Source organism: Pseudoalteromonas sp. MMG024 (genome assembly GCF_021654175.1).
Taxonomy (GTDB): Bacteria; Pseudomonadota; Gammaproteobacteria; order Enterobacterales; family Alteromonadaceae; genus Pseudoalteromonas.
Map to the genome: position 1 here is coordinate 180,595 of NZ_JAKFZO010000008.1, position 25,473 is coordinate 206,067.

The 25,473-nt window shown below is 41.2% G+C and carries 22 protein-coding genes and 1 other annotated feature; of the genes, 16 read left to right on the forward strand and 6 right to left on the reverse strand.

Annotated features, from left to right (window positions below; genetic code table 11):
• Positions 1–67 precede the first annotated feature (67 nt).
• A complete protein-coding gene (locus L1068_RS09870; RefSeq protein WP_237130111.1) occupies positions 68–832 on the reverse strand; it encodes an outer membrane protein assembly factor BamD in 765 nt (254 codons plus the stop codon).
• A 137-nt stretch (positions 833–969) separates the two neighbouring features.
• Between L1068_RS09870 and rluD the strand changes: the two genes are divergently transcribed.
• From rluD to clpB, 3 genes are all read left to right on the forward strand, one after another.
• On the forward strand, positions 970–1,947 hold the full coding sequence (rluD, locus tag L1068_RS09875; protein WP_054978285.1) for a 23S rRNA pseudouridine(1911/1915/1917) synthase RluD: 978 nt from the start codon (positions 970–972) through the stop codon (positions 1,945–1,947).
• Positions 1,947–2,681, forward strand: a complete 735-nt coding sequence (gene pgeF / locus L1068_RS09880; protein WP_237130112.1) for a peptidoglycan editing factor PgeF — start codon at positions 1,947–1,949, stop codon at positions 2,679–2,681. Before rluD ends, pgeF begins: the two co-directional genes overlap by 1 nt.
• A gap of 107 nt (positions 2,682–2,788) precedes the next feature.
• The gene (clpB, locus tag L1068_RS09885) at positions 2,789–5,365 is read left to right on the forward strand and encodes an ATP-dependent chaperone ClpB (RefSeq protein ID WP_237130113.1); all 2,577 of its coding nucleotides are present in this window, start codon (positions 2,789–2,791) and stop codon (positions 5,363–5,365) included.
• A 38-nt stretch (positions 5,366–5,403) separates the two neighbouring features.
• On the opposite strand, the gene L1068_RS09890 is transcribed toward clpB, so the two are convergent.
• Positions 5,404–5,826 carry a hypothetical protein gene (locus L1068_RS09890; protein ID WP_237130114.1) on the reverse strand — a complete coding sequence of 141 codons (423 nt, stop codon included), beginning with the start codon at positions 5,824–5,826 and terminating at the stop codon, positions 5,404–5,406.
• Positions 5,827–6,104: 278 nt separating this feature from the next.
• On the opposite strand from L1068_RS09890, the gene gshA reads away from it, so the two are divergent.
• Together gshA and L1068_RS09900 are read left to right on the forward strand one after the other, a co-directional pair.
• Complete coding sequence (gshA, locus tag L1068_RS09895; RefSeq protein WP_237130122.1) at positions 6,105–7,664, forward strand: glutamate--cysteine ligase; 1,560 nt, start codon at positions 6,105–6,107, stop codon at positions 7,662–7,664.
• 99 nt (positions 7,665–7,763) lie between these two features.
• The gene (locus L1068_RS09900) at positions 7,764–8,372 is read left to right on the forward strand and encodes a hypothetical protein (protein WP_237130123.1); all 609 of its coding nucleotides are present in this window, start codon (positions 7,764–7,766) and stop codon (positions 8,370–8,372) included.
• A gap of 135 nt (positions 8,373–8,507) precedes the next feature.
• Here the strand turns inward: L1068_RS09900 and L1068_RS09905 are convergent, their stop codons facing one another.
• The gene (locus L1068_RS09905; RefSeq protein WP_010560633.1) at positions 8,508–9,776 is read right to left on the reverse strand and encodes a CNNM domain-containing protein; all 1,269 of its coding nucleotides are present in this window, start codon (positions 9,774–9,776) and stop codon (positions 8,508–8,510) included.
• 97 nt (positions 9,777–9,873) lie between these two features.
• Positions 9,874–10,680: a cytochrome c biogenesis protein CcsA gene (gene ccsA, locus L1068_RS09910; RefSeq protein ID WP_237130115.1), complete on the reverse strand. Its 807-nt coding sequence runs from the start codon at positions 10,678–10,680 to the stop codon at positions 9,874–9,876.
• A 169-nt stretch (positions 10,681–10,849) separates the two neighbouring features.
• On the opposite strand from ccsA, the gene ffh reads away from it, so the two are divergent.
• The 6 genes from ffh to tyrA all read left to right on the forward strand — a co-directional run bounded on the left by ffh (position 10,850) and on the right by tyrA (position 16,106).
• Entirely contained in the window at positions 10,850–12,229 is a 1,380-nt protein-coding gene (gene ffh / locus L1068_RS09915) for a signal recognition particle protein (protein ID WP_100912988.1), read from the forward strand.
• Between the two features lie 199 nt (positions 12,230–12,428).
• Entirely contained in the window at positions 12,429–12,677 is a 249-nt protein-coding gene (rpsP, locus tag L1068_RS09920) for a 30S ribosomal protein S16 (protein ID WP_010560630.1), read from the forward strand.
• A 16-nt stretch (positions 12,678–12,693) separates the two neighbouring features.
• Positions 12,694–13,224, forward strand: a complete 531-nt coding sequence (gene rimM / locus L1068_RS09925; protein WP_010560629.1) for a ribosome maturation factor RimM — start codon at positions 12,694–12,696, stop codon at positions 13,222–13,224.
• On the forward strand, positions 13,225–13,989 hold the full coding sequence (gene trmD / locus L1068_RS09930) for a tRNA (guanosine(37)-N1)-methyltransferase TrmD (RefSeq protein ID WP_040642445.1): 765 nt from the start codon (positions 13,225–13,227) through the stop codon (positions 13,987–13,989).
• A gap of 34 nt (positions 13,990–14,023) precedes the next feature.
• A complete protein-coding gene (gene rplS, locus L1068_RS09935) occupies positions 14,024–14,383 on the forward strand; it encodes a 50S ribosomal protein L19 (RefSeq protein WP_010560627.1) in 360 nt (119 codons plus the stop codon).
• A gap of 595 nt (positions 14,384–14,978) precedes the next feature.
• Entirely contained in the window at positions 14,979–16,106 is a 1,128-nt protein-coding gene (gene tyrA / locus L1068_RS09940; RefSeq protein ID WP_237130116.1) for a bifunctional chorismate mutase/prephenate dehydrogenase, read from the forward strand.
• 22 nt (positions 16,107–16,128) lie between these two features.
• Here tyrA and L1068_RS09945 read toward each other — a convergent pair whose 3' ends face one another.
• Positions 16,129–17,286 (reverse strand): chorismate mutase, encoded by a 1,158-nt coding sequence (locus L1068_RS09945; protein ID WP_237130117.1) that lies wholly within the window; start codon positions 17,284–17,286, stop codon positions 16,129–16,131.
• A gap of 24 nt (positions 17,287–17,310) precedes the next feature.
• Positions 17,311–17,427: a sequence feature (Phe leader region), on the reverse strand.
• 191 nt (positions 17,428–17,618) lie between these two features.
• Here L1068_RS09945 and L1068_RS09950 point away from each other — a divergent pair.
• Complete coding sequence (locus tag L1068_RS09950) at positions 17,619–20,636, forward strand: EAL domain-containing protein (RefSeq protein WP_237130118.1); 3,018 nt, start codon at positions 17,619–17,621, stop codon at positions 20,634–20,636.
• Between the two features lie 45 nt (positions 20,637–20,681).
• Here L1068_RS09950 and yciH read toward each other — a convergent pair whose 3' ends face one another.
• On the reverse strand, positions 20,682–21,011 hold the full coding sequence (gene yciH / locus L1068_RS09955) for a stress response translation initiation inhibitor YciH (RefSeq protein ID WP_237130119.1): 330 nt from the start codon (positions 21,009–21,011) through the stop codon (positions 20,682–20,684).
• Positions 21,012–21,190: 179 nt separating this feature from the next.
• Between yciH and L1068_RS09960 the strand changes: the two genes are divergently transcribed.
• From L1068_RS09960 to L1068_RS09975, 4 genes are all read left to right on the forward strand, one after another.
• Positions 21,191–21,496, forward strand: coding sequence for an STAS domain-containing protein (locus L1068_RS09960; RefSeq protein WP_010560622.1), 306 nt, complete (start codon positions 21,191–21,193; stop codon positions 21,494–21,496).
• Between the two features lie 3 nt (positions 21,497–21,499).
• Positions 21,500–23,149: a fused response regulator/phosphatase gene (locus tag L1068_RS09965; RefSeq protein WP_237130120.1), complete on the forward strand. Its 1,650-nt coding sequence runs from the start codon at positions 21,500–21,502 to the stop codon at positions 23,147–23,149.
• A 318-nt stretch (positions 23,150–23,467) separates the two neighbouring features.
• Positions 23,468–24,127, forward strand: a complete 660-nt coding sequence (locus L1068_RS09970; protein ID WP_105171142.1) for a GAF domain-containing protein — start codon at positions 23,468–23,470, stop codon at positions 24,125–24,127.
• 121 nt (positions 24,128–24,248) lie between these two features.
• The gene (locus tag L1068_RS09975; protein WP_100912994.1) at positions 24,249–25,439 is read left to right on the forward strand and encodes an amino acid aminotransferase; all 1,191 of its coding nucleotides are present in this window, start codon (positions 24,249–24,251) and stop codon (positions 25,437–25,439) included.
• The last annotated feature ends 34 nt before the right edge of the window (positions 25,440–25,473 follow it).

The window sequence follows — 25,473 nt, forward strand, 5'->3', positions numbered from 1 at the left end:
ACTTTTCAATATTTCAAACATAAAAAAGGGGCTGAGCTAGCCCCTTTCTTGCGTGCTAAGTGCACGTTTATTTGTTTGCGTCTAGCACGGCTTGTGCATTATTTTTTAACTCACTCAGCCCAAGTTTTTCGTAGCTTTTTACCATTAGCTTAAGGGCTTGTTTGGTATAACTGCTTTTTGAAAAGTGCTCTACCACATACTTACAGCGGTTTGCCGCCGCAAGGTAGGCCTCACGATCATAATAATAGTTTGCTACTTTTAGCTCGTAACGTGCCATTTTATTAAGCAGCCACGCCATGCGTTTTTTGGCTTCGTTGGTGTATTTACTGTCAGGATAATTTTTAACAAGCGTAGCAAAATCTTCGTATGCAATTCGTGTGCGCTTGGTGTCGCGATCAGCGCGGTCAATACCAAAATACTCTTGGAATGCATTTTCATGAGCTTTAATATTTACTAAACCACGCATGTAATACATGTAATCTAAATCTTTGTGATTTGGGTTTAATTTAATAAAACGGTCAATGGTTGCCGTAGCCTGCTCAGTATTATTTGATTGATAATAGGCGTAAATAAGGTCCATCTGAACTTGTTTTGATAGCGGTCCAAACGGGTAGCGTGAGTCAATCGCGCTTAGTAACTCGATTGCGCGTACATATAAACCTGAATCAAGCGTTTCTTTGGCATCTTGATAAAGTGCCTGTGGCGATTTATTAGGAACTCTTTGAATGTCTTCTTCGTCCGGCGCTGAAGAACATGCTGATAACACTGAGATTGCAAGCGCTAGCGCTAATGAACGTTTACTAAGCGAACGCTTCCCAACTACGTTTGTCATTAAAATACACCTTTTTATTATCTTGTTTGGGATTCCACCCTAGGCTCAGTCAGCAAAACCGAGTAAACTATGCATATTAGCGATTCTAACCGAGTAAGCAATAGCTTGCATTGGATTTTACATAATTAAGCGGAACAATGGCAGAGCAAATTACATTATCAGCTGAAGTACCAATTGAACTGGGCGGTAAACGTCTAGACCAAGTTTTAGCAAAAATGTTCCCAGATTATTCGCGTTCGCGAATTAAAAACTGGATCCTCGACAATATGGTAAAGGTCGATGGTGAGGTACGTAACGTGCCGCGTGAAAAATTAATGGGATATGAGCAGATTGAAATCCATGCTGAACTCGAAACCGAAGTGGTGTTTGAAGCACAACAAATCGATCTCGATAAAGTGTATGAAGACGATCATATTTTAGTTGTTAACAAACCTGCAGGCTTAGTTGTGCACCCAGGTGCCGGCAACCCAGATGGCACTATGCTTAACGCATTGCTACACGATTATCCCGATATCGACTCTGTGCCGCGAGCCGGTATTGTGCATCGTCTTGATAAAGACACTACGGGGTTAATGGTAATAGCCAAAACAGTTCCTGCACAAACTCATTTAGTTGCTAATCTTCAAGCAAGACGCAACTTTACGCGTGAATACGAGGCGATTTGTAATGGCACAATGACCGCTGGTGGCATGGTTGATGCGCCAATTGGTCGTCACCATACAAAACGTACGCACATGGCGGTAACTGAATTTGGCAAACCTGCCGTAACGCACTACCGTGTGGCAGAAAAATTTAGAGCGCACACGCGATTACGTTTGCGACTTGAAACCGGACGTACGCACCAAATCCGTGTGCATATGGCGCACTTAAATCATGCCTTGATTGGTGATCCGCTATATCACGGCAGACCGCGTCCACCTAAAAATGCGACTCCAGAGTTTATTGAAGTGCTTCGCAACTTTAAACGTCAAGCACTGCACGCGGTAAAATTGGAACTCGAACATCCAATTACCGGTGAAATGATGAGTTGGCAAGCGCCTATTCCTGACGATATGAAGTTATTAACAGAAGCGCTTCGTCAAGATACCAAAGCTAACCCTAATATTGGGTACTAGTGGACACGCTTTTAGCAAAATGGCAAGTACCAAGCAAGGTAGTTGCCTTTTCCACAACGCGACAAGGTGGCGTTTCTAAAGCGCCGTTTGCGTCGTTAAATCTGGCTCAGCACGTAAATGACAACTTGCTAGATGTAGCAGAAAACCGCAAGCGTTTAACAACCCTTTTACCACAAGCCCCTTTTTGGTTATCACAAACCCACAGTACTCGCATGGTGTGTGTCGATGAGCAAACTGATTCGAATCAATTGTATGACGCTGATGCACTTTACACGCAACAGGTTAATCAACCTTTAGCGATTATGACGGCAGATTGCTTGCCTGTATTTGTGTGCTCAAAGCAAGGTGATGAAGTGGCGGTAATTCATGCCGGTTGGCGTGGTTTATTAAATGGCGTGATTGAAAATACACTAACTTGTTTTAAATCGAGCAAATTAATTGCGTATTTAGGTGCAGCAATTGGACCGCAAAAATTTGAAGTAGGCGATGACGTAAAGAGTGCGTTTTGTAACAAGCATGAAGACGCTATTAGTTGTTTTCAGCCTATTGATGGCAAGCCTAATAAGTACCTTGCGAATATTTATCAGTTGGCACGTATTGTACTTGAAAAGCAAGGTGTTAGCTCAATATCAGGTGGTGAATACTGCACTGTAACGCAACATGATTTATTTTTTTCCTATCGTCGTGATGGCGTCACTGGTCGTAATGCACACATAATTTATATTACTGATTGACCTTACTTTTTGTGTAATTATTTTTTACCTATTTTTACCTTTCTCTTGATCTTAAAAAAATTTATACCCATTTATAATTACAGTTAAGTTTTTTAAGGGTATCAAGCATGCGATTAGATCGTTTTACTAGCAAATTTCAAGCTGCACTTGCTGATGCGCAATCATTGGCACTAGGCCGCGACCATCAGTTTATTGAGCCAATTCACTTAATGTACAGTTTGCTTACACAAACTGGGTCAAGTGTACGAGCATTGTTGGCACAAGCCGGTGTAAATGCCGACGAAATGATGACCAAGGTATCTGCGGAAATCGACAAGTTATTTAAAGTTGACGGTGTAGGTGGTGATGTTCAGTTGTCACATAATATGGCTAATTTGTTGAACTTATGTGATAAGTACGCACAAAAACGTAAAGACTCCTATATTTCTAGCGAGATCTTCATTTTAGTTGCCTGTGAAGATAAAGGGCCGTTAGGCAGCTTATTTAAGCAATTTGGTTTAACGCAAAACAAAATTGAAACCGCAATAAGCGCGATTCGTGGTGGCCAAAAAGTTGATAGTCCAAATGCCGAAGACACCCGCCAAGCGCTTGAGAAATTTACGGTAGATTTAACTGAACGCGCCGAGTTAGGTAAACTCGATCCTGTGATAGGTCGCGATGAAGAAATTCGCCGTACGATTCAAGTATTACAGCGCCGTACTAAAAATAACCCTGTACTCATTGGTGAACCAGGGGTGGGTAAAACGGCGATTGCAGAAGGGCTCGCACAACGTATTATTAATGGAGAAGTGCCTGAAGGGCTGAAAAATAAGCGTGTATTATCACTTGATATGGGCGCGCTTGTAGCCGGTGCAAAGTACCGCGGTGAATTTGAAGAACGTCTCAAGTCAGTTCTCAACGAACTTGCCAAAGAAGAAGGGCAAGTTATTCTATTTATTGATGAAATCCATACTATGGTGGGAGCTGGTAAAAGTGATGGTGCAATGGATGCCGGTAATATGCTCAAGCCTGCGCTTGCTCGTGGTGAGCTTCATTGTGTTGGTGCAACAACGCTTGATGAGTATCGTCAGTACATTGAAAAAGATGCAGCGTTGGAACGCCGCTTCCAAAAAGTATTGGTTGAAGAGCCAAGCGTAGAAGACACCATAGCGATTTTACGTGGATTAAAAGAACGCTACGAACTTCACCATACGGTAGAAATCACCGATCCTGCGATTGTTGCTGCGGCAACACTTTCTCATCGTTATATCAGCGACCGTCAATTACCAGATAAAGCGATAGATTTAATTGATGAAGCGGGTTCACATATCCGCATGCAAATTGATTCAAAGCCTGAAGAGTTAGATCGCTTAGAACGTAAGATTATTCAGTTAAAGCTTGAAGATAATGCACTGGCAAAAGAGACTGACGACGCATCAAAGTCACGTCAGGCAGACATTCAAGCCCAGATTAAACAACTTGATAGCCAGTATAATGAGTTAGACGAAGTATGGAATGCGGAAAAAGCCTCGCTGCAGGGCACGCAAGTAATCAAAACTGAGTTAGAACAAGCGCGCTTAGATTTAGAAGTAGCAAGACGTGCTGGCGATTTACAGCGCATGAGTGAATTGCAATATGGTCGTATTCCTGAGTTAGAGCGCAAACTTGATTTAGCCTCGCAAGCTGAAATGCAGGATATGAGCTTACTCGTTAACAAGGTTGGTGAAAACGAAATTGCTGAGATCCTCTCTCGTTGGACTGGTATTCCGGTGGCGAAAATGCTGCAAGGTGAACGCGATAAACTACTTTTAATGGAAGCAAAACTGCATGAGAAAGTAGTGGGGCAAGATGAAGCTGTGGTGGCGGTATCAAATGCGATACGTCGCTCGCGCGCAGGCTTGGCAGATCCCAATCGTCCAATTGGTTCGTTTTTATTCTTAGGCCCAACAGGGGTTGGTAAAACCGAGCTGACTAAAGCTCTTGCCAACTTTATGTTCGATACAGAAGAAGCCATGGTGCGTATTGATATGTCTGAGTTTATGGAAAAACACTCAGTCGCGCGCTTGGTAGGAGCACCTCCAGGTTATGTCGGCTATGAAGAAGGTGGCTATCTAACAGAAGCGGTTCGTCGTAAGCCGTATTCAGTTGTATTGCTTGATGAAGTTGAAAAGGCGCATCCAGATGTTTTCAATATTTTGCTGCAAGTGCTTGATGATGGTCGTTTAACTGATGGGCAAGGGCGCACTATCGACTTTAAGAATACGGTGATTATCATGACCTCCAACCTAGGTTCAGATGTGATCCAAGAGCAAGCAAGTAATAACGACTACCAAGGACTTAAAAACACCTTGATGTCGGTGATTGGTCAGCACTTTAGGCCTGAATTTATTAATCGTATTGATGAAACAGTGGTTTTCCACCCGTTAGCACAAGCGCACATCGAAAATATTGCGAAGATCCAATTGCAACGCCTCGAACAACGTTTGCAAGATAATGGATATCAGCTTGAACTTACGGATGCGGCGCTGGCTAAAATCGCAGAAGCGGGCTTTGACCCAGTGTTTGGTGCACGTCCACTAAAACGTGCCATTCAGCAAACCATTGAAAACCCATTAGCACAAACGCTGTTATCGGGTGAGGTTAAAGCGGGAAGTTGTTTTGTTGTCGATTGTTATGACGGTGAAATAGCCATTGCTTCAAAGTAAAACACAACAAAGAAAAAACCACCCAATTGGGTGGTTTTTTATTCGCAAAATGCCTTTATACGCTGTTGTGCTTGTTTTTTGTATTTATCTTTAGCACTACCTGAAATAGTCACTTTTTGGCCGTTTTCATCAACCTGACTAACTTGGTCGTAATTCTCTAATACGCTTAAATTATGTTTTGCGTTTTCACAGTATTCTTTTTTTCGTGAAATTAGCGGATCTGCATTGTCTGAAGTTGTATCGCTACCGAGTTCTAGTTTTCGTTTTTCGGCACCAAACGACGTATGATCTTTTAGCTCAAATGAGCGAACACCACTTTTGTGCGATGGTTCTACATATGAAAAATGGGCAATGCCTTTTTCATCAACCCAACTATAAACGGTTAACTGTTTCGCATCGGCCTTGGCGATGAAGCAGCTAAGGGTTGTTAGTAGCAGGGTTATGATAGTAAACCTGTACATAGTTTAACTTTCCTTTGACTAAATATAATGTAACTATAGCGCAAGCTTTTGGCTAAGGCTACTGCCTTTTTAAGCGCTGGTTATTTACCTAAGCTACTAATCTCATTATTATTTTAGGTAGAGTAAATAATCTTGTACTAATGCTATTAAAATCTAGTTACGAATAATTTTACCATCGCACCTTGAGGTATCGTAATGTTGACCATACATTGTTAAGATATTGAAAAAGCGACCACCTTACTAGGACTCGCGGTGAGAGGACTGAATTTTTGAAAACAGTGTCAATAGATTCGATACTAAGTACCTTATCTGAACAAGGCTCAGCGAGCGTATTAAAGGGTATCAAACGAGGTGTCGAGCGAGAGTGTTTACGTATAGATAAGCACCGTCTTGCAAAAACGTCACATCATAATGCGCTTGGCAGCGCGCTAACGCATCCATATATCACAACCGATTTTTCCGAGTCTTTACTTGAATTTATTACGCCTGCCTGTAGTGATATCGAGCAAACACTTGCACAGCTTGAAGATATTCATAAATTTACGCTAGCAAATATTGATGGCGAAGAGTTGTGGCCGTTGAGCATGCCTTGCTTTATCGAAGACCAAGATGAAATTCGATTAGCAGACTATGGCAGTTCAAATGTCGGTAAAATGAAGACTTTGTATCGCCAAGGGTTGAAAAATCGTTACGGCAGCATGATGCAAGCAATTGCCGGTGTACATTTTAACTTATCGTTTCCTGAAGCGTTTTGGACTCAGTTGCAGCAAATTGAAGGCAACAGCGATAAATTAAGTGATTACATTTCAGATAAATACTTTTCGTTGATTCGAAATTTCAAGCGAGAGTTGTGGCTGATCAGCTATTTATTTGGTGCATCTCCAGCGCTGTGTAGTTCGTTTTTAGGTGGACGTAAAACCAATTTGCCTTTTGAGTCACTAGGTAAAGGCACATTATATTTACCTTATGCCACGTCATTGCGACTAGGTGATTTAGGTTACACCAACAGTGCGCAGTCAAGCTTGCGTGTTACCTATAACAGTCTTGCAGAATATTTAGAGGGCTTTAAGCAGGCGATTTCAATGACTTCTGATTTGTATCAGCAGTTTGGCGATTACCGCGACGAGCCAGCAAAGCAGCTTAATCAAAATATTTTGCAAATTGAAAATGAGTTTTACTCACCGATCCGACCAAAACGAAACGCGCAATCGGGGCAAACGCCAAGCGAAGCACTCGCTGAAGGTGGTGTAGAATACATTGAAGTGCGAGCACTTGATGTTAACCCGTTTTCTAAAGTTGGGATCAGCAAAGAACAGATTCAGTTTTTAGATGTATTCTTACTTTATTGTGCAATCAAACCAGCAAACGACCTTGAGTGGCAAGAACAAGTAGAAACGCAGGCAAACTTAGACCTTGTTGTTAATCAAGGGCGTGAGCCTGGTTTAGCATTGTCTAACAAAGGTAAAGCGCATTTACTAAGTGATTGGGCTGGCGATATCTTCACTGAGCTTAAGAAAATTGCGAAACTCTTTGACGAGGCGTTTGGTAATCAAGAGTATAGCGCGGTTATTAACAAGCTTGAAAAGTCAGTTGCACACCCTGAATTGACTTATTCAGGACAGTTCTTAGCACATTTGCTGGAACAGCAAGAAGATAATGGTCATTACGCGCTAAAATTGGCAAGTGATTATAAACAGAATACGCTTGGCAAAGGTTATCAAGTATTTGATCAAGACTTGTTTGAACGTGAAGCAGTGGCATCACACAACAAGCAAAAAGAAATAGAGGCCAGCGATACACAAAGCTTTGTTCAGTTCTTAGATGATTATTTTAAGTAATAAAAAACGCGGCTCAATGGCCGCGTTTCACTTTCAGGGATGAAACAATGTGTTTTGCTTAATAATTGAGATAGGGTTTTGACGCAAAAGTTCAAAATTATTATGAAAAAAATTATCCCACTTGTACTTACCGCCACATTAGCCGGTTGTGCCACGCCACCACCGCAAAATCCGAATAACCTATGTGATATATTTTTTGAACATCGAGATTGGTATTTTGATGCCAAAGATGCGCAGGAAAAATGGGGATCGCCAAAGCACTTACTGATGAGTATGATGTTTCAGGAAAGCTCTTTTAAGCATAATGCAGCGCCACCGATGGAATACTTCCTTGGCTTTATTCCAACGGGTCGAGCGAGCTCTGCTTATGGATACTCACAGGCAAAAACACCAACATGGAATGATTATGTAAGTAAAAGTGGCAATAGCGGCGCAGACAGAGACGATTTTGCCGATGCTATCGATTTTATGGGCTGGTTTGTTTACAACACGCATAAAATAAATGGTGTATCGAAGTGGGACGCATACGGGCAATATTTAAATTACCATGAAGGGTGGGGCGGCTATCGCCGTGGTACCTACAAGAAAAAAGCATGGTTAATGAAAACGGCGAAAAAGGTGAAAGTGCGTACCGGGAATTACGGTGTGCAGCTTAAAAAATGCGAAGAGGATTTAAATAAAAATTGGCTACAACGTTTGTTTAGTTAATTAGAGATTATAGCCTTCAGACATCAGGTTTTAGACTATCGCTAAAACCTGTTTTCTACTTTTGTTCAAACTCGCTTTAAACTGCTGAAACCTGAAACCTGAAACCTGAAACCTGAAACCTGAAACCTGAAACTCTTAGTTCTTATACTCAGGCATAATTCTCGCCAGCTTGATGGTGTTTTCATTTACCTCAACAATTTCGATAGGGTAGCCTGAAATACGCATACTGACTTTTTCGCTTGGAATATCTTCTAAAAACTCGATAATCAAACCACTTAAGGTCTTCGGGCCATCTGTAGGAAAATCCCAATCCATTTCTTTATTGAGGTCGCGTACGTTGGCACTGCCATCAACTAAGAATGAACCATCTTGTTGTGGGTGCACGTTTTCACTCAGTGTTGGTGTCATGCTGGTGGTAAAATCACCCACTACTTCTTCAAGAATATCTTCTAGGGTTACGAGGCCTTGAATATCTCCGTATTCGTCTACCACAATACCAATGCGCTCTTTTGCTTGTTGAAACTTAAGCAGTTGTACGTTTAACGACGTGCCTTCTGGAATGTAGTAGATTTCACGTACTGCGCGAAGCAAAGTCGCTTTCGTAAACTGCTCTTTAGTCAGTAAACGTAGTGCGTCGCGAGCATGAATAAAGCCAACTGTGTCGTCAATATTTTCACGGTATAGCAAAACACGAGTATGTTGTGCATGGGTTAGCTGACGCATAATCAGCTTCCAATCGTCGTTAACATCAATTGCCACAATTTCGTTGCGCGGAACCATTACGTCTTCAACTTTCACCTGCTCAAGGTCGAGAATCGATACCAACATATTTTGGTGACGTTCAGGTAATAAAGCAGCAGATTCGTTCACTACTGTTTTAAGTTCTTCTTTACTTAAACTGTGCTCTTCAATTTGCTCAGGACTAATGCCAAACAGTTTTAAAATACCATTGGTTATAAGGTTTACTAAAATGACTAGCGGGTAGAGCAACTTAAGCAAGAAATTAAGAATAAATGAACTTGGGAAGGCCACTTTCTCAGGATACAGTGCTGCCAATGTTTTTGGCGTTACCTCAGCAAAAATCAAAATGACAAAAGTTAAACCAAAAGTGGCAACGGCAATACCAATTACGTCGCCAAATAAGCGAATACCGATAATAGTTGCAACAGATGACGCAGCAATGTTAACAAGGTTATTGCCAATTAGGATTAACCCTATCAGTCTATCTGGACGTTGTAACAGCTTGCTAACCCGTTTGGCGCCTTTATGGTGTTCTTTTTCAAGGTGTCGTAAACGGTATTTGTTTAGCGACATCATGCCCGTTTCTGAGCTAGAGAAATAAGCTGAAAGTAGTATCAATACACCAAGAATGATGAATAAAGTACTCGTCGATATGGCGTCCAATGAGGGATCCTTTAAAAACTGTCGAAAGAGTATTAACTCTTAGTTGAGGTGATTAGTCAAGTGCTCTATTTGTATAAGCTAATTCGTACCAAAGGTACTAAAACTTACCCAAAATAATTTCTTGAACAAAGCGGCTACCAAAATACGCAAGCGTAAGTAATGTTGCCGCGCAAATTGTCGTAATTACACTGCTTTTGCCGCGCCAGCCGCGGTACTTGTGGCCCCACGCAACGGTAACAAATAACGCCCAGGCAAGTAACGATAATACTGTTTTATGGATGTAGCCTTTATCAAACATATTATCGATAAATAAAAAGCCAGTTGCGAGAGCAAATGTAAGTAGCAACGAGCCCATTGAAACCAGGTGGAATAATTGCCTTTCTACCAGCATTAAAGGCGGTAAGTGACTGGTCACTATCGACATGTCTTTTTGCTTTAAACGGCGATTAATAAAGTAAAATTGAATTGCGTATAAAGTCGCAATAATCAGCACGCAATAGGCCATAAAGGCAAGTGAGATATGCGACACCAATCCGAATTCAAAATTAACCGACTGCAAAACAACATGATGCGGAATAAACAAACTGGCGATCAATAAAATTGCGGCAAAGCCATAAACAACGGGCAGTAATAAGGTGGCAGGAAAGCGTAGCGAAACGGTCGTTACCGACACCACAATTAGCCAACATATTAATAGTGCAACGTTGGCAAAGCTGAGGTCTTGCCCGCTTTCAGTGAAAATCGAATTAACAATCACAGCCAGGTGCAACAAAATAGCAACAGTGCTAAGCAACAAAGTCTTCTTTTGGTTCGGGCCTTGCTTATCGAATAACTTACTCACCACATGCATAGTGGAAAGGCTATAAAACAGACTCGCAATTACAGTTAAAACAATTAAATTCATGACTTTGTTTAAAATCGGTTTCGATTAAAATTTTTACCTCATTGTATTTTATCAATCGCTAAAAGCCTAGCCCAGAATAGGAAAATAACCTTTAGTTACCGTTGCAAAGCTTTTTTATTCCTGTTTCTTAGGTATAATTCTCACAAAATATTAGTTTGGATTAACGTGAATGTTTCAGAACTTACAGGAACGCCTTGGTAAAACCCTGAAAAATATCAGTGGTCGAGGCCGATTAACTGAAGACAATATAAAAGATACGCTGCGCGAAGTGCGTATGGCACTACTCGAAGCAGATGTAGCCTTACCGGTAGTGCGTGAATTTGTAAAAACAGTTAAAGAACGTGCTGTAGGTGTTGAAGTCACTAAAAGTTTAAGCCCAGGTCAGGTTTTCATTAAAATTGTTCGTGAAGAACTTGAAAAAGCCATGGGTGAAGCAAACGAAGAGCTTAACTTAGCGGCACAACCGCCAGCGGTTATCATGATGGCAGGTCTGCAAGGTGCAGGTAAAACCACCAGTGTTGGTAAGCTTTCTAAGTTCTTAAAAGAACGCAAAAAGAAATCTGTGTTAGTTGTGAGTGCCGACGTGTATCGTCCTGCCGCGATTAAACAGCTAGAAACCCTTGCTAACGAAGTTGATGTGGAATTCTTCCCAAGTGATATTTCACAGAAACCAATCGATATTGCCAATGGCGCAATTGACCACGCGAAAAAGAAATTCATTGATGTCGTGATTGTTGATACCGCAGGTCGTTTGCACGTTGATAACGAGATGATGGAAGAAATCATCGAGTTACACGGTGCGATTAAGCCGGTAGAAACACTCTTTGTTGTTGACTCAATGACAGGTCAAGATGCTGCGAACACCGCAAAAGCATTTGACGAAGCACTGCCACTAACCGGTGTTGTACTGACTAAAACTGACGGTGATGCCCGTGGTGGTGCTGCACTATCAATTCGTCATATCACAGGTAAGCCAATTAAGTTTATTGGTGTCGGTGAAAAAACCGATGCGTTAGAACCATTCCATCCAGACCGTGTTGCGTCACGTATTTTAGGTATGGGTGATGTGCTTTCTCTCATTGAAGAAGTCGAAATGAAAGTCGACAAAGAGAAAGCTGAGAAAATGGCGAAGAAGGTAATGAAGGGCGATGGCTTTACATTAGAAGACTTTGCTGACCAATTACGCCAAATGAAAAATATGGGTGGCATGATGGGGATGCTTGATAAACTGCCAGGTATGTCAAACTTGCCAGATGCGGTTAAAGACCAAGTAGGTGATAAAACCTTTAATCAAATGGAAGCCATCATTAGCTCAATGACGCCAAAAGAGCGTGAGCGCCCAGACATCATTAAAGGATCTCGTAAAAAGCGTATTGCTGCAGGTTCTGGTACGCAAGTACAAGACGTAAATAAGCTATTAAAGCAATTTACGCAAATGCAGAAAATGATGAAGAAGATGAAAGGCAAAGGCGGCATGATGAAAATGATGCGGAATATGAAAGGCATGATGCCACCTGGCATGATGGGTGGCGGCGGCCCTAAATTCTAAACTTTGCAAAGTTGTTAAAAAAGCACCAGTTTTGGTGCTTTTTTTGTGTTGATGTTGGTATAACTGTCACAAAGTAGCCAAAAGAGTGCATTTTAACTTGCAATCAGAGTAAAAATTCGTACAATTCTCGGGCTTCCCGTTAGGGAAGTAAAATTAGTTTTTATGTTAATGAAATCAATCAATCTATGTAGAGGACGGTATGGTAACTATTCGTTTGCAACGTGGCGGCGCTAAGAAGCGTCCATTCTATCAAATCGTGGTTGCGGATAGCCGTTTCTCGCGTGATGGTCGTTTCATCGAGAAAGTAGGTTTCTTTAACCCACTAGCTCGTGGTCAAGAAGAATCACTTCGCCTAGACCTTGATCGTGTAGATCACTGGGTAGGTCAAGGTGCAGGTCTTTCTGATCGTGTAGCTAAGTTAGTTAAAGACGCTCGTAAAGCGGCTTAATAGGCGTAATGTAACCATGAGTCAAGAGCAAGCCAAATTTATAGCAGGCAAACTCGGCGCCCCTTACGGCATTAAGGGTTGGCTTAAGGTTCATTCATTTACTGATGATCCCGAAGGGATCTTTGATTTCAGCCCATGGTTGATAGGGCAACAAGGAAACTGGCAAACCGTTGAAGTGGTCGACTGGCGTCGTCACAACAAAGGTTTTATCGCCAAGTTGGCAAATGTTGAAGACCGTGACCAAGCAAATGTGTTAACAAATGCTGAAATCGCTGTTTTTGAAGAACAATTGCCAGACTTACCTGATGGTGAGTTTTATTGGCGAGATCTCATCGGTCTTACTGTAGTAACTGATAAAGGTTACGATTTAGGTAAGGTCGACGACATGCTAGAAACAGGTTCTAATGACGTTTTAGTGGTTAAAGCTAACCCTAACGACGGATTTGGAAAAGGTGAACGTTTAATTCCATATTTAACCGAGAGCGTAGTGTTAAAGGTGGATTTAGATGCTAAAGAAGTTACCGTAGACTGGGATCCTAGCTTTTAAATGTCGCAACAGGCTCACATGTGGTTCGGTGTTATCTCACTGTTCCCTGAAATGTTTGATGCGGTTACAAAGCAAGGTGTTACTGGTCGCGCAGTTAAAAACGGTTTGATCGATTTTAACTGTTGGAGTCCGCGTGATTATGCTTTTGATAAGCATAAAACTGTGGATGACCGTCCATACGGCGGTGGCCCTGGTATGCTAATGATGGTGCAACCATTGCGAGATGCCATCGATGCAGCGAAAGCTTCAGCGGGTGAAGGGGCAAAGGTAATCTATCTATCACCACAAGGTAGAAAGCTAGATCAACAAGGTGCGCAAGAACTTGCAAACCACAAAAAGTTGATTTTAGTGGCAGGTCGTTATGAAGGTATAGATGAGCGGTTAATTGAATCACACATTGACGAAGAATGGTCAATTGGTGACTTTATATTATCCGGTGGCGAACTCGCTGCAATGACATTAATCGATTCAGTATCTCGTTTAGTGCCAGGCGTGTTAGGTCACAATCAGTCTGCCGAGCAGGATTCATTTTCTGACGGCTTACTAGACTGCCCTCACTATACACGGCCAGAATTATTGGATGGTAAGCAGGTGCCCGCTGTATTGCTCAGTGGAAACCATAAAGAAATCGCTCGCTGGCGCTTAAAGCAACAGTTGGGTAGAACTTGGCTTAGACGTCCGGACTTGTTGCAAAACCTAGCTCTGACTGAGGAGCAAGCAAGGTTACTCGCTGAATTTCAGCAAGAACATAATGTTTGTGGCTAGAAGACAGTTACTCCTAGGAAATGTGAGAAATATAATGGCAAAAGTAAACCAAAATATTATTAAAGTGCTTGAAGATGAGCAACTTAAATCTGACGTACCAGAGTTCGGCCCTGGTGATACAGTAGTTGTTAAAGTACGTGTTAAAGAAGGTAACAAAGAGCGTCTACAGGCGTTCGAAGGTGTGGTAATCGCTAAGCGTAACCGTGGTCTTCATTCTTCTTTCACTGTACGTAAGATCTCAAGCGGCGAAGGTGTAGAGCGTGTTTTCCAAACACACAGTCCACTAATCGACAGCATCGAGCGCAAGCGTCGCGGTGCAGTTCGTCGTGCGAAGCTTTACTATCTACGTGAGCGTTCTGGTAAGTCTGCACGTATTAAAGAAAAACTTAACTAATACGTCTGAACTTTCAGAATCTAAACAGGCTGAGCTTTGCTCAGCCTGTTTTGTTTTTATAAAACAAAAAGTTACCTATCAAACAAAGAACGTATCTACGAAAGCCTACCAAATTCAACTCCTTATTAACTTCGATAAACTCTTTCTTGATGTGTGTCGTGGGCATTCATGAATTATACGCCAAGCGTTGATGGTAGCAGTGGCGCAAATATACTTAACAAGCCTCTAATTCTTCGCACACTACTAACTATGCTGTAGAGTGGTCTGCTGATTCACTCACTTGAAATTGTGATATTTATATTATCTGATTTAGGCCACATCGTTGGTGAGCTGAATATTTGCGTGCGATATTCAGGTTTATTGACGTGGAATAGCCTCTTAAAAATAGCGATTCCAGAACTTAATGCCATAAGTCTGTTAAGAATTCCGCGCTGTATCTAACATGACAGCTAACACCATCGAAAGCCTTCTAAAATGGGCGCTAAATAGCTAACTTGTATAACGTATTTAATTTTAACACTTTTACTCAGCGAGATAGCTTGATATTATTTTGTATATATTAATTTACTTGCTGTAAATAAAGGTTTACTTAGAGATGGGCGCACTGAATACGTTAAGAGATCAAATTGATGAATGCGATAGGCAACTTGTTGAACTATTAGCCAAACGAAATCATATCACAGCTCAAGTTGGCGCTTATAAGCAACAACAAGGTCAACCCGTTTATGTACCGTCGCGAGAAACTGAATTAATTGATGCACGGCGATCACAAGCAATTGCTGCTGGGGTAAGCCCTGAATTAGTCGAAGATGTATTACGTCGACTTATGCGTGAATCTTACCAAAATCAACAACTCGGTTTAGCGTGCGTTGCGCCTCAGTTATCGCCAATGGTAATAGTGGGTGGTAAAGGTGCAATGGGTCAATTATTCAAGCGTCAGTTAGAGCGCTCGGGTTATCAGGTGAACGTGCTTGATAAAGATAATCAAAGTGAACGTGATAGTTTGTTATCTGAAGCTCGTTGTGTGATTGTTTCTGTGCCAATTCATGCGGTTGAATCAGTTATTGCAGATATGCCAAAATTGCACCCTGAGTGTTTATTGGTTGATATTACCAGCGTTAAATCATCTCCACTCAAAGCAATGGAAACTCACCATCAAGGACCGGTATTAGCATTACACCCGATGTTTGGTCCCGATATTCCTCATTGGGTGAAGCAAACCGTTGTTGTGTGTCAAAATAAGCCCTGTGACGTAGCTAGTTCCTTACTCGAACAGCTTACTGTGTGGGGATGTAATTTAGTCTCTATGGATGCGAAGAAGCACGATGAAGCGATGCAAATTGTGCAGGTAATGCGCCACTTAACGACCTTTGTTTATGGTCAATTTTTGGCGAAACAAAGCCACAGCCTTGACGAAATAGAATCTTGCTCTTCGCCTATTTATCATTTGGAATTAATGATGGTAGGGCGCTTATTTGCACAGTCGCCAGAGCTTTACAGCGATATTATGTTAGCGCAATTTGAAGATGTCGCACCTTTGATGAAAGAGTACTGTGAGGTTTTCCAGCAAACCTTTGAAAAATTGAAGGAGAATGATAAAGCGGGATTAATTGATGACTTTGCCGCTGCAAAAACCTTCTTTTCAGACTCTGCCAGTACTTTTTTAAGTCAAAGCAAAGCGTTATTGAGTAAGGCAAATGACGCGAAAGTGTTAGATTATTAAAAAGGGACTAAACGCCCCTTTTTTATTCAGTTGCAACGCTAACGGCGCTCAACGTTTCACTTTGGTAACAACCAAGAATACGAATGTAGGCAGTCACTTCTTTAAGCGTATCTAGCGCTTTTTTAACTTCTGGTAGATCGATGTTCGCTTCTAGGTCAACATAGAACACTTCTTCCCATGGATTTCCCGGTACAGGGCGAGACTCTAGCTTTACTAGGTTAATGTTATGCTGTTTGAAGATCATCAGTGCATCAGCAAGCGCACCGGCTGACTGCTTAGTTGCCATAATTAATGTTGTTTTAGTCGGGATCTGCTTAGATACTTTAACGGCTTTACGCGCAACAACAATAAAGCGGCTGTGGTTATGGCTTTGATTGGCGAGGTTAGGCTCAAGTACCACTAATCCAGCCTTGCGAGCTGCGTCTTCAGATGCGATTGCGGCACCTGCATCATCTTGTAACGCCTCTCTCAGTGCGCTTGATGTTGAGTCGCTGTAGGCCAGTTGTACGCCGCTTAAATTACTAATAAATTGGCTGCATTGAGCAAATGGCTGCGGGTGACCGTATATTTTCGTCACATCTTCAATGGCAACGCCTGGGCTTGCTACCAAACAATGTTCTACCGCTTGTGTTAGTTCGCCAACAATCGATACCTGTGTGTGCTGCAGTAGGTCATATACTTCGTTAATACTGCCAGAGCAGGTATTTTCGATTGGTAATAAACCAAAATCGGCCTGCCCAGTTTCTACTTTATTGGTGATTTCATTAAAGCTACTGCATCCTAGTTCAACAAGTTTGCCTGGGCGACGGCTGAAGTACTTATGGCATGCAAGCTGGCTGTATGAGCCCTGACCACCTAAATAAGCAACGCGATTTGTTTCTGTGTGCAGATCTGGATTTAGGTTCTGCTGTAACATTGCTTGTTGATGCAGTACAGAATCTTCAATGATGGTTTGAAACACGCGATTTACGTAATAACCGTCAAGCCCCAGTGAACTGCCATAACTAATGAGTTTTTCTAGTAACGCCTGTTCACGTTGCTCATCACGGATCGGTTTGTTGTTGGCAATTTTATACTCAACAACACCGTGGCTGACGCGGCGTCTTTTGGCGAGTAAGACTAGTAACTCCGAGTCTATCTCATTGATATCCCGACGTAGGGACTCAAGCGCATTGGACATTTTCTTTTCCTCATTCCCAATTGCAAAAAAAAACCTCCCAGTGGGAGGTTTAGTTTGACTTTAGCTTGTTCGTGACAAAGTCGCCTCCCGAGTTACGGATGGTGAAAAAAGAAGCTAAAGTTAAAGATTAATTTGTTCATATACACGAATTTAGAAATAAGTGTTGTTAAAGTCAACAGTAAATTGAGAGTAACTTATGCCAAAACAGATTTTTTCATTATTTATTATGGCTTTTTTGCAATAAACCGAAAAAAAGGTGTAGAAATTAGTGAGATTCTTTTATAGTTCCAAGCACCACAATCAACGAGTTGCAGCAGAAGTAAGGTTACATTGTGAACTCTAAACATTTGGATGCGAGTTTTGGCATTAACGCTCTTAGTACCAAGTTATCCATATTAATATCAGCCATTTGTTTAATAGCTGGATTGTCTGCTGCGTACTTGATGGTTAAATCTGAGCGCAAACAACTGCTTTTTGAAGAGTTTGGTGTGCTAACAGAGTTATCTAAGCCGTTTGTTAGTCGTTTTGAAAATTTACTCAATGAAAAAAAGCGCATCGCCATTGATGCCAATACCATAGTTACAGAAGCCCTTTATTCCGAAAGCGCGCTTGCTGAAAAAATCGTGCCGAGTAAGTTGGTTTTTGGTAAAGACGGCAGTATTCGCAGTTCTTCAAGTACTAATGTTGCGGGTGTACGTTCTGCGGCTTTCCTTCCTCAGCAAAGCTATAGTCACGAATATAAACGTATTTTTTCGCAAACAGAAAAAGTATGGTCGCAAATCGCGCCAATTTTAACCGACGAAACCTTTTTTAATTTCTACTTCATTAGCCAAGATCGTTTTATTCGCATATCGCCACCAAACTGGGCGTTAAATGTGCCGGCAAGCCATGACTTTAGGCAGGATGTCTTTTACGAAATTGGTACTCCTGAATTTAACCCTAACTTAGAAGCAACCTGGACCCCTATTTATTACGATGATATTTGGGAGCGTTGGGTTATTAGCCTTATTGTACCGTTACATTATGGCGGTGAATTTAAAGGCGTTACTGGCAGTGATATTGAGTTGCCAAAGCTGCAGGCGATGTTTCCTGACAAAGTGGGTGATGCCAAGCTGTTTGTTTTAAACGGCAAAGGACAAATTATTCAGTTTGAAGGTAAAACAGATATTATCAATCGCTTCAGCGGCAGCATGAACGATTCGTTGGATACTAAAAACCAGTTACCAGATGAATTGCGAAATCAAGTAGATCAACTATTAACAAGCCAGCGTCATGAGTTGCAGGGTGAATTTGCCATTGACGATAGCAAGCATATTTTCAGCATCAAAAAGTTTAGTGATTTTGATTGGTATATTGGTGTTTATAAAACCCACTCTGAAGCACTTTCGGCGATTGATGAAATAGAAGTAAAGTTTTTTGGCTTGTTTATTTTATATGCCGTGTTGGTCGTATTGTTGTTGCATCAAACACTTTCTCATTTAGTAATTAAACGCATTAAAGCATTGGTTGCAAGCTCGCGAGAAGTTGCAAGAGGGCAATTTACTACGGCGCAAAACCTAACGGTTAACAAAGACGAAATCGGCTTGCTCAATTTTGAGTTTGGCGCAATGGCAGGCAAGCTCGAAAAGACCATGCGTGATTTACGCCAAGAGCTAGACGAAAAAGAACAAGCAGAGCAGCGCGCAAGAAGATTATCAAAAGCCGTTGAATTCTCTGGTTCAGCTATCGTAATTACCGATGAAAATCTCAATATTGAATACGTGAACCCTAAATTGCTTGAAATGACAGGGTTTGAGAAAAGTCATTTTATTGGACAACCATTACTTGTATTAATGGAACCCGATATGATGATTTTGGTTGAGGATATCGTTCAGGACTTACTTTCGCGCCATCATTGGAAAGGTGACACGTTACTGCATAACAATGACAAACGTGCACTTTGGGTGTCGTTATCTGTTTCACCAATTCGCGATGATAACCACAAAGTGTATAGCTATGTTGCCTCTGCGCAAGATATTTCTTTTGTAAAAGAAAGTCAGCGCAAAATGGAACAATTGGCGTATTACGACACGCTAACAGGGCTTGCTAACCGTGCGTTATTTAGAATGCAGCTTAAAAAGTCTTTAGCCTTAGCATCGCGCGGTCATTACTCGTTTGCTCTGTTCTATTTTGATTTAGATGAATTTAAACGTATCAATGATACATTAGGTCATGATGCGGGTGACCAATTGCTGTTGGAAGTAGCACAACGCCTACAAAAGCGTCTTCGAGCTGAAGATACCATTGCCCGTCTTGGTGGTGACGAGTTTGCCGTGTTGCTCAGTGGTATTGATGAGCGTGAGAAAGCCACAGAAGTGGCGCTCACCATCCAAAATACCTTAAGCCAGCCAATTCGCTTAGGTAGTAACGAGGTGATTGTTAGTGCCAGTATCGGTATTACAATGGCATCGGATCAAAGCCCTGAAGAAGATGTGTTACTGAAACACGCCGATCTTGCAATGTATGAAGCAAAAGCTTTAGGTAAAAACACGTATTACTTCTATAACGACACCCTTGATGCAGCGGCAAAAGAGCGATTGTTTATTGAAAATGAACTGCGCATAGCGATTAAAGAACAACAGTTCGAGCTTTATTATCAGCCGCAAATTGATATTACCAACGAGAAGATAGTCGGTTTTGAAGCACTGATCCGCTGGCATCACCCAACACTTGGGCATATTGCGCCAGATAAGTTTATTCCAATTGCTGAAACAACAGGGTTAATTGTTGAATTAGGCGAGTGGGTATTGTGGGAGTCATGTGCATTTGCTCAGCGTATGGCGCTTAAAGACCATGAGAGCAGCATCTCTATTAATTTATCAGCACGCCAATTTAAGGATACTAGCCTAATTCCTTTACTAGAAAAGGTGATTAAGAAAACGGGTATCGTACCTGAGCGCGTGCACCTAGAGTTAACTGAGAGTATGCTAATGGGCGATGTTGAAGGCTCTATTAAGCAAATGCATCAATTAAAATCGCTTGGGCTATCGCTGTCGATAGATGACTTTGGTACGGGATATTCGTCACTCAGTTATTTAAAACGCTTCCCATTGGATATCTTAAAAATTGACCGTTCATTTATTAAAGATATTCCAGAAGATAGCAATGATATGGAGATCACCGCTGCAATTATCGCGATGGCGCAAAAGCTTAATTTAGAGCTGGTTGCTGAAGGCGTTGAAAGCGATGAACAAATTGAGTTTTTAAAGCTGAATAAGTGTGATGTAGTACAAGGTTATTATTACAGTAAGCCGGTACCAGAACATGAGATTTCGTTGATGATAGATAAAATGAAAGGGATACACTTTTAGTGTTTAATTTGGTGATGGCTCGCTGCCATCACCAAGCAATGTCTATTATCCGCCTGCAATTTTCACCTTGAAGCCTTGCTGCGCAAGCAAACCCTTCAACTTATCGCGGTCATCGCCTTGAATTTCAATGATACCGTCTTTGACTGCACCACCTTGACCCATTTTAGACTTTAATGTTTTGGCTAGCTTCTTTAAGTCATGGGCGCTTGGATCAATTCCCACAACGAGCATCACTCCTTTGCCTTTTCGTCCTTTTGTTTGGCGTTCAATACGCACCGCACCGTCTTTAAATAATTTTACATCGAGCTCAGGTGCTTCTTTTGGCTGTTTTATTCTTCCGGTTTCTGTGGAATAGACTAAATTTGAGTCTGACATAATAAATCCAAGTAAATACGCATGACGCGAGTTTATCATAATTTTGCAACCATATTATTGTTCAATTTATTTTTAGTTTTTTTTAGATAATATTTGCAAATTAGCGGGTTAAGTACTTAATTTAAATAAAGCGAATGGCGTAAATTTAGCAGGCATTAGGACATTCCAAGGAGAATTAAATGAGTTTGAATAAGGCTCTATCGCCAGATGGCAAATTATTTACGATTGAGATTAAAGGCAAGTTTGACTTTAACTTAGTTCAATCATTTAGGAGCGCATATGCCGATGTTGGCGTAAGCACGCCAAAAGTAATTATCGACTTACGTGAAACCGATTACATGGATAGTTCGGCACTGGGAATGTTATTAAATATGAAAAAGTCGTTAGGTGACTCTGTGAGCAGTATTCATATTACAAATTGCAGACCTCAAATTAAGAAAATTTTACAAATCTCTCGTTTTGATAAAAAGTTCGACATCGACTGAGCCATGAAAATTCTGGTTGTCGATGATCAGGAGCTAAATCGTAACTTACTGCGTTTTATGCTAGAGCAAGAGCAGCACCATGTTGCCCTTGCTTCGGACGGAGAAGAAGCACTAACGGTTTTTGATGAGTTTTCTCCCGACTTGGTTTTGCTTGATGTTGTAATGCCTAAAATGGATGGCTTTGAAGTAGCGCCGTTGCTTAAAGCCAAATCTGCAGATGTATATCTTCCCATCATTTTTATCACCGCATTGGATGACAAAAGCAGCCTAGAAAAATGTTTACAGGTTGGCGGTGATGACTTTTTGAATAAGCCTTTCGATAAAGTAATTCTGGCGGCAAAAATTAAAGCCCATGCGCGGACACGCGAATTCAGTATAAAAACCTACAAACAAAACCAAGAACTTGCTTATTATCAGCTGCATACTGAACGCGAACACGAGTTAGTTGAACATATTTTCGAAAATGCACTGGAAAAGCGTTTTTTGTTACCTGAGCTTGTTGAATTTAATTTATCACCGGCATCCATGTTTAACGGTGACTTATTTTTAATGGCACCGAGTTGTACCGGTGGCATTTATGTATTGATGGGGGACTTTACCGGCCATGGATTAGCAGCAGCGATGGGGGCGCTTCCAGCATCAAAAATCTTTTACTCAATGACGCAAAAAGGATTACCTGTTGGCGATATTGCCGCTGAATTAAATTCAACTCTCAGTGAGTTATTACCAGGCAACATGTTTTGCGCGGCAACGATTCTTGAGTTAAATAGCTCGGGTCGATCATTTTCAGCTTGGTTGGGAGGGCTTCCTGATAGTTTTCTGTTGAGTAAAGGAGGAAAGGTTAAACAGAAGCTAACATCGCGCCATATGGCATTAGGTATCCTTGAAGATTACGAATTTGAACGCGATACCATTTATGTGGAAACGGAGTTGGATGACAAAATTATTTTGTATACCGACGGTGTTATCGAGGCCGAAAATACCAAAGGCGAATTTTTTGGTGAAGAACGATTACTGCGTAAGGTTACTGCTTCATCGTTTACTGAGTTAGGCTCCATTGTTGACTCGGTTAAGCGTTTTACAGGTAAACAAGATCAGCAAGATGATTTAAGTTTAGCGTTGGTAAAATGCAGACCATCAAATATTGAGCCCCAATTGAGCGATGAATACATGACAACGCCGTTAAACATGGCAATGACATTGGATGCAGAACGCTTAAAACAATCGGATCCAGTTGTTGATGTTGTTGAAATGATTTGTGCAATGAAAGGCTGTTCTGAGCATCGCTCTAATTTGTTTTTGCTGATCTCTGAAACATTTAACAATGCGCTAGAGCACGGTGTTTTAGGGCTGGAATCCTGCTTAAAAGATAGTGATGAAGGGTTTTGTGAATATTACGAACTTCGTGCTGAGCGATTAGCAGAACTTTCGGCTGGGGTGATTAATATTGATGTGAGCTACTTACCTGAAGACCCGAAAATAAGTTTTACAATAACGGATTCAGGTGATGGTTTTGCAGGGAAAAATATTGCACATGACGACAATAATTTCCATGGCCGCGGTTTGGGCTTAATTAAAGAGATTGCAGAATCAGTTTCACAAAATGAGCGCGGTAATAGCATCACTGTAACGTACTCACTATTACATAATTAAACTGACCCCATTATAAAAACGGCATGGTAATCGCAGCTTTGGCTTCTTACCTTGCCATATTTATTTTATTTGTTATAGATACAAAAGGTTAGGGGCCCTCAATAAAAAGTGCCAAATTTGCAGTACACGCTACTACGCTCAGTTGGTTAGCGCATTTAAAATGTCCATTTCATTTTCTATTCCCCTAATTTGAAACGACCCATAAAAGTCATTTAATACGCAATCTAAACTTATTTGTAATTTAAGTTAAGAATAGTATTGCATTAACCAATATAAGCCATGTACACTTTATTTTTTAAAAGATGTTTGGATGGCTATATGGCTAATTCAATAGATTTTTCAGATTACGTTTTAGATACGCAAAAAGTGGCTGATTTCCGTCAATTAATTGAAAATGAAATTACGCAAACAGATCATTTGGATATTACTTGGCAGTACCTTATTCCTGAATTGGGCGAAGGCGGAACCTGTAGCTTATTCGGTCAGTTGCAAGAAGCGCCGTTTGATCTTACGCAGCATGTAGATAAGCGCCAAAAAAATGTTGATGCAATGGCTGCACTTGCGCGCATCGTTAAATTTGTTGAGCAGCAAAACCTAATCGATTGGTTTGGTATTTACCAATCACGCTCGATTGATAATCAAACACAGCTACTTAAATTAAGCTATTTTGGCAAACCAAGCCGTCCACTTTTTCCTGTTGATGAAGACTATGCGCGTATTAGCAACAATGCCTTTGTTGCGCTTTACGGCAAAGGACGCGTGATTAACAACGTAGAACACTATGTTGCAAATGGCGGCGAGTACTATACTTGCGATCCCGCAGTTAAATCGGAAGTTTGCCTGCCTTACTTTTCGCAATCGGGCGAAGTGCTTGGCATTATTGACGCCGAAGCGTTTAATAATGATGTGTTTACGAGTGATGCACTTGCTTTACTACAGGCCGTATGTGAAATAGTACCCAATTACTTACCTGAATAATCTAAAGCAAAAAGTTCTATTGATTATCGCAATGAAATTTTCTTTAGATACTTCTCCACAACAGAGAGTATGGTAAGCTAGGGCTTCATCCCATAGCAAAAATTCAATTTAAGAGATAACTATGTTTGCAAACTTAAAGCCATTACCAACGGATCCAATTTTAGGTTTGATGGCCAAATATCGCCAAGATACAAATCCAAATAAAATCGACTTAGGCGTTGGTGTTTATAAAACAGAACAGGGTGATACCCCAATTTTAAGCTGTGTAAAAAAAGCTGAAGCGTTTCGTTTAGAAAATGAAACAAGTAAATCATATATTGGCTTAGCTGGTGATTTAGGTTTTTGTGCAAAAATGGAATCTCTATTACTGGGTGAGCATAAAGCGCTTTTAGAAAACCGTGTTCGCACAGCGCAAGCACCAGGTGGTACAGGTGCGCTACGTGTTGCTGCAGAATTTATCGCAAAAGCAAACCCAAATGCGAGCGTATGGGTAACTACACCAACATGGGCAAACCATATTGGTTTATTCTCAGCTGCAGGTTTAACAGTTAAAGAATATCCGTATTACGATTACGAGAATAAAGGCTTATTGTTTGATGAAATGATGGCCACGTTAAAGACAGTTCCTAAAGGCGATATCGTGTTGTTACACGCATGTTGTCATAACCCAAGCGGTATGGATTTAAACGCGGAGCAATGGCAACAAGTTGCAGATCTTGCAAAAGAAGTTGGTTTTACGCCGTTAATTGATATTGCTTATCAAGGTTTTGGTACTAGCCTTGAACAAGATGCTGCAGGCTTACGTTTATTAGCTGAAACAGTTGATGAAATGATCATTTGTTCTTCGTGTTCTAAAAACTTTGGTCTTTATCGCGAGCGTATCGGCGCGTGTTCAATTATTTCAGAATCGAGCGCAGTTGCCGACGTTGCTAACTCAGTACTATTAAGTGTTGTACGCAGTATCTATTCAATGCCGCCAGCTCACGGTGCTGCAATTGTTGATACTATTCTTGGTAGTGAAGAGTTAACTGCCGAGTGGCATCAAGAGCTTGCTGAAATGCGTAATCGTATTAACGGTTTACGTAGCACGATTGTTGAGGCGCTTCATAGCCGTGGCGTTGCACAAGACTTTTCATTTATTGAAAAACAACATGGTATGTTCTCTTTCTTAAGTATCACGCCAGAGCAAATTGAACGTTTACAAAAAGAGTACTCAATTTACATTGTTGGCTCAAGCCGTGTAAATGTAGCAGGCGTTAGCCAAGCAAACTTAGATTACTTTGCCGATGCAGTTGCAACTGTAATTAAGTAAATTTACGCATAAATAAAAAAGCCACCTTCACGGT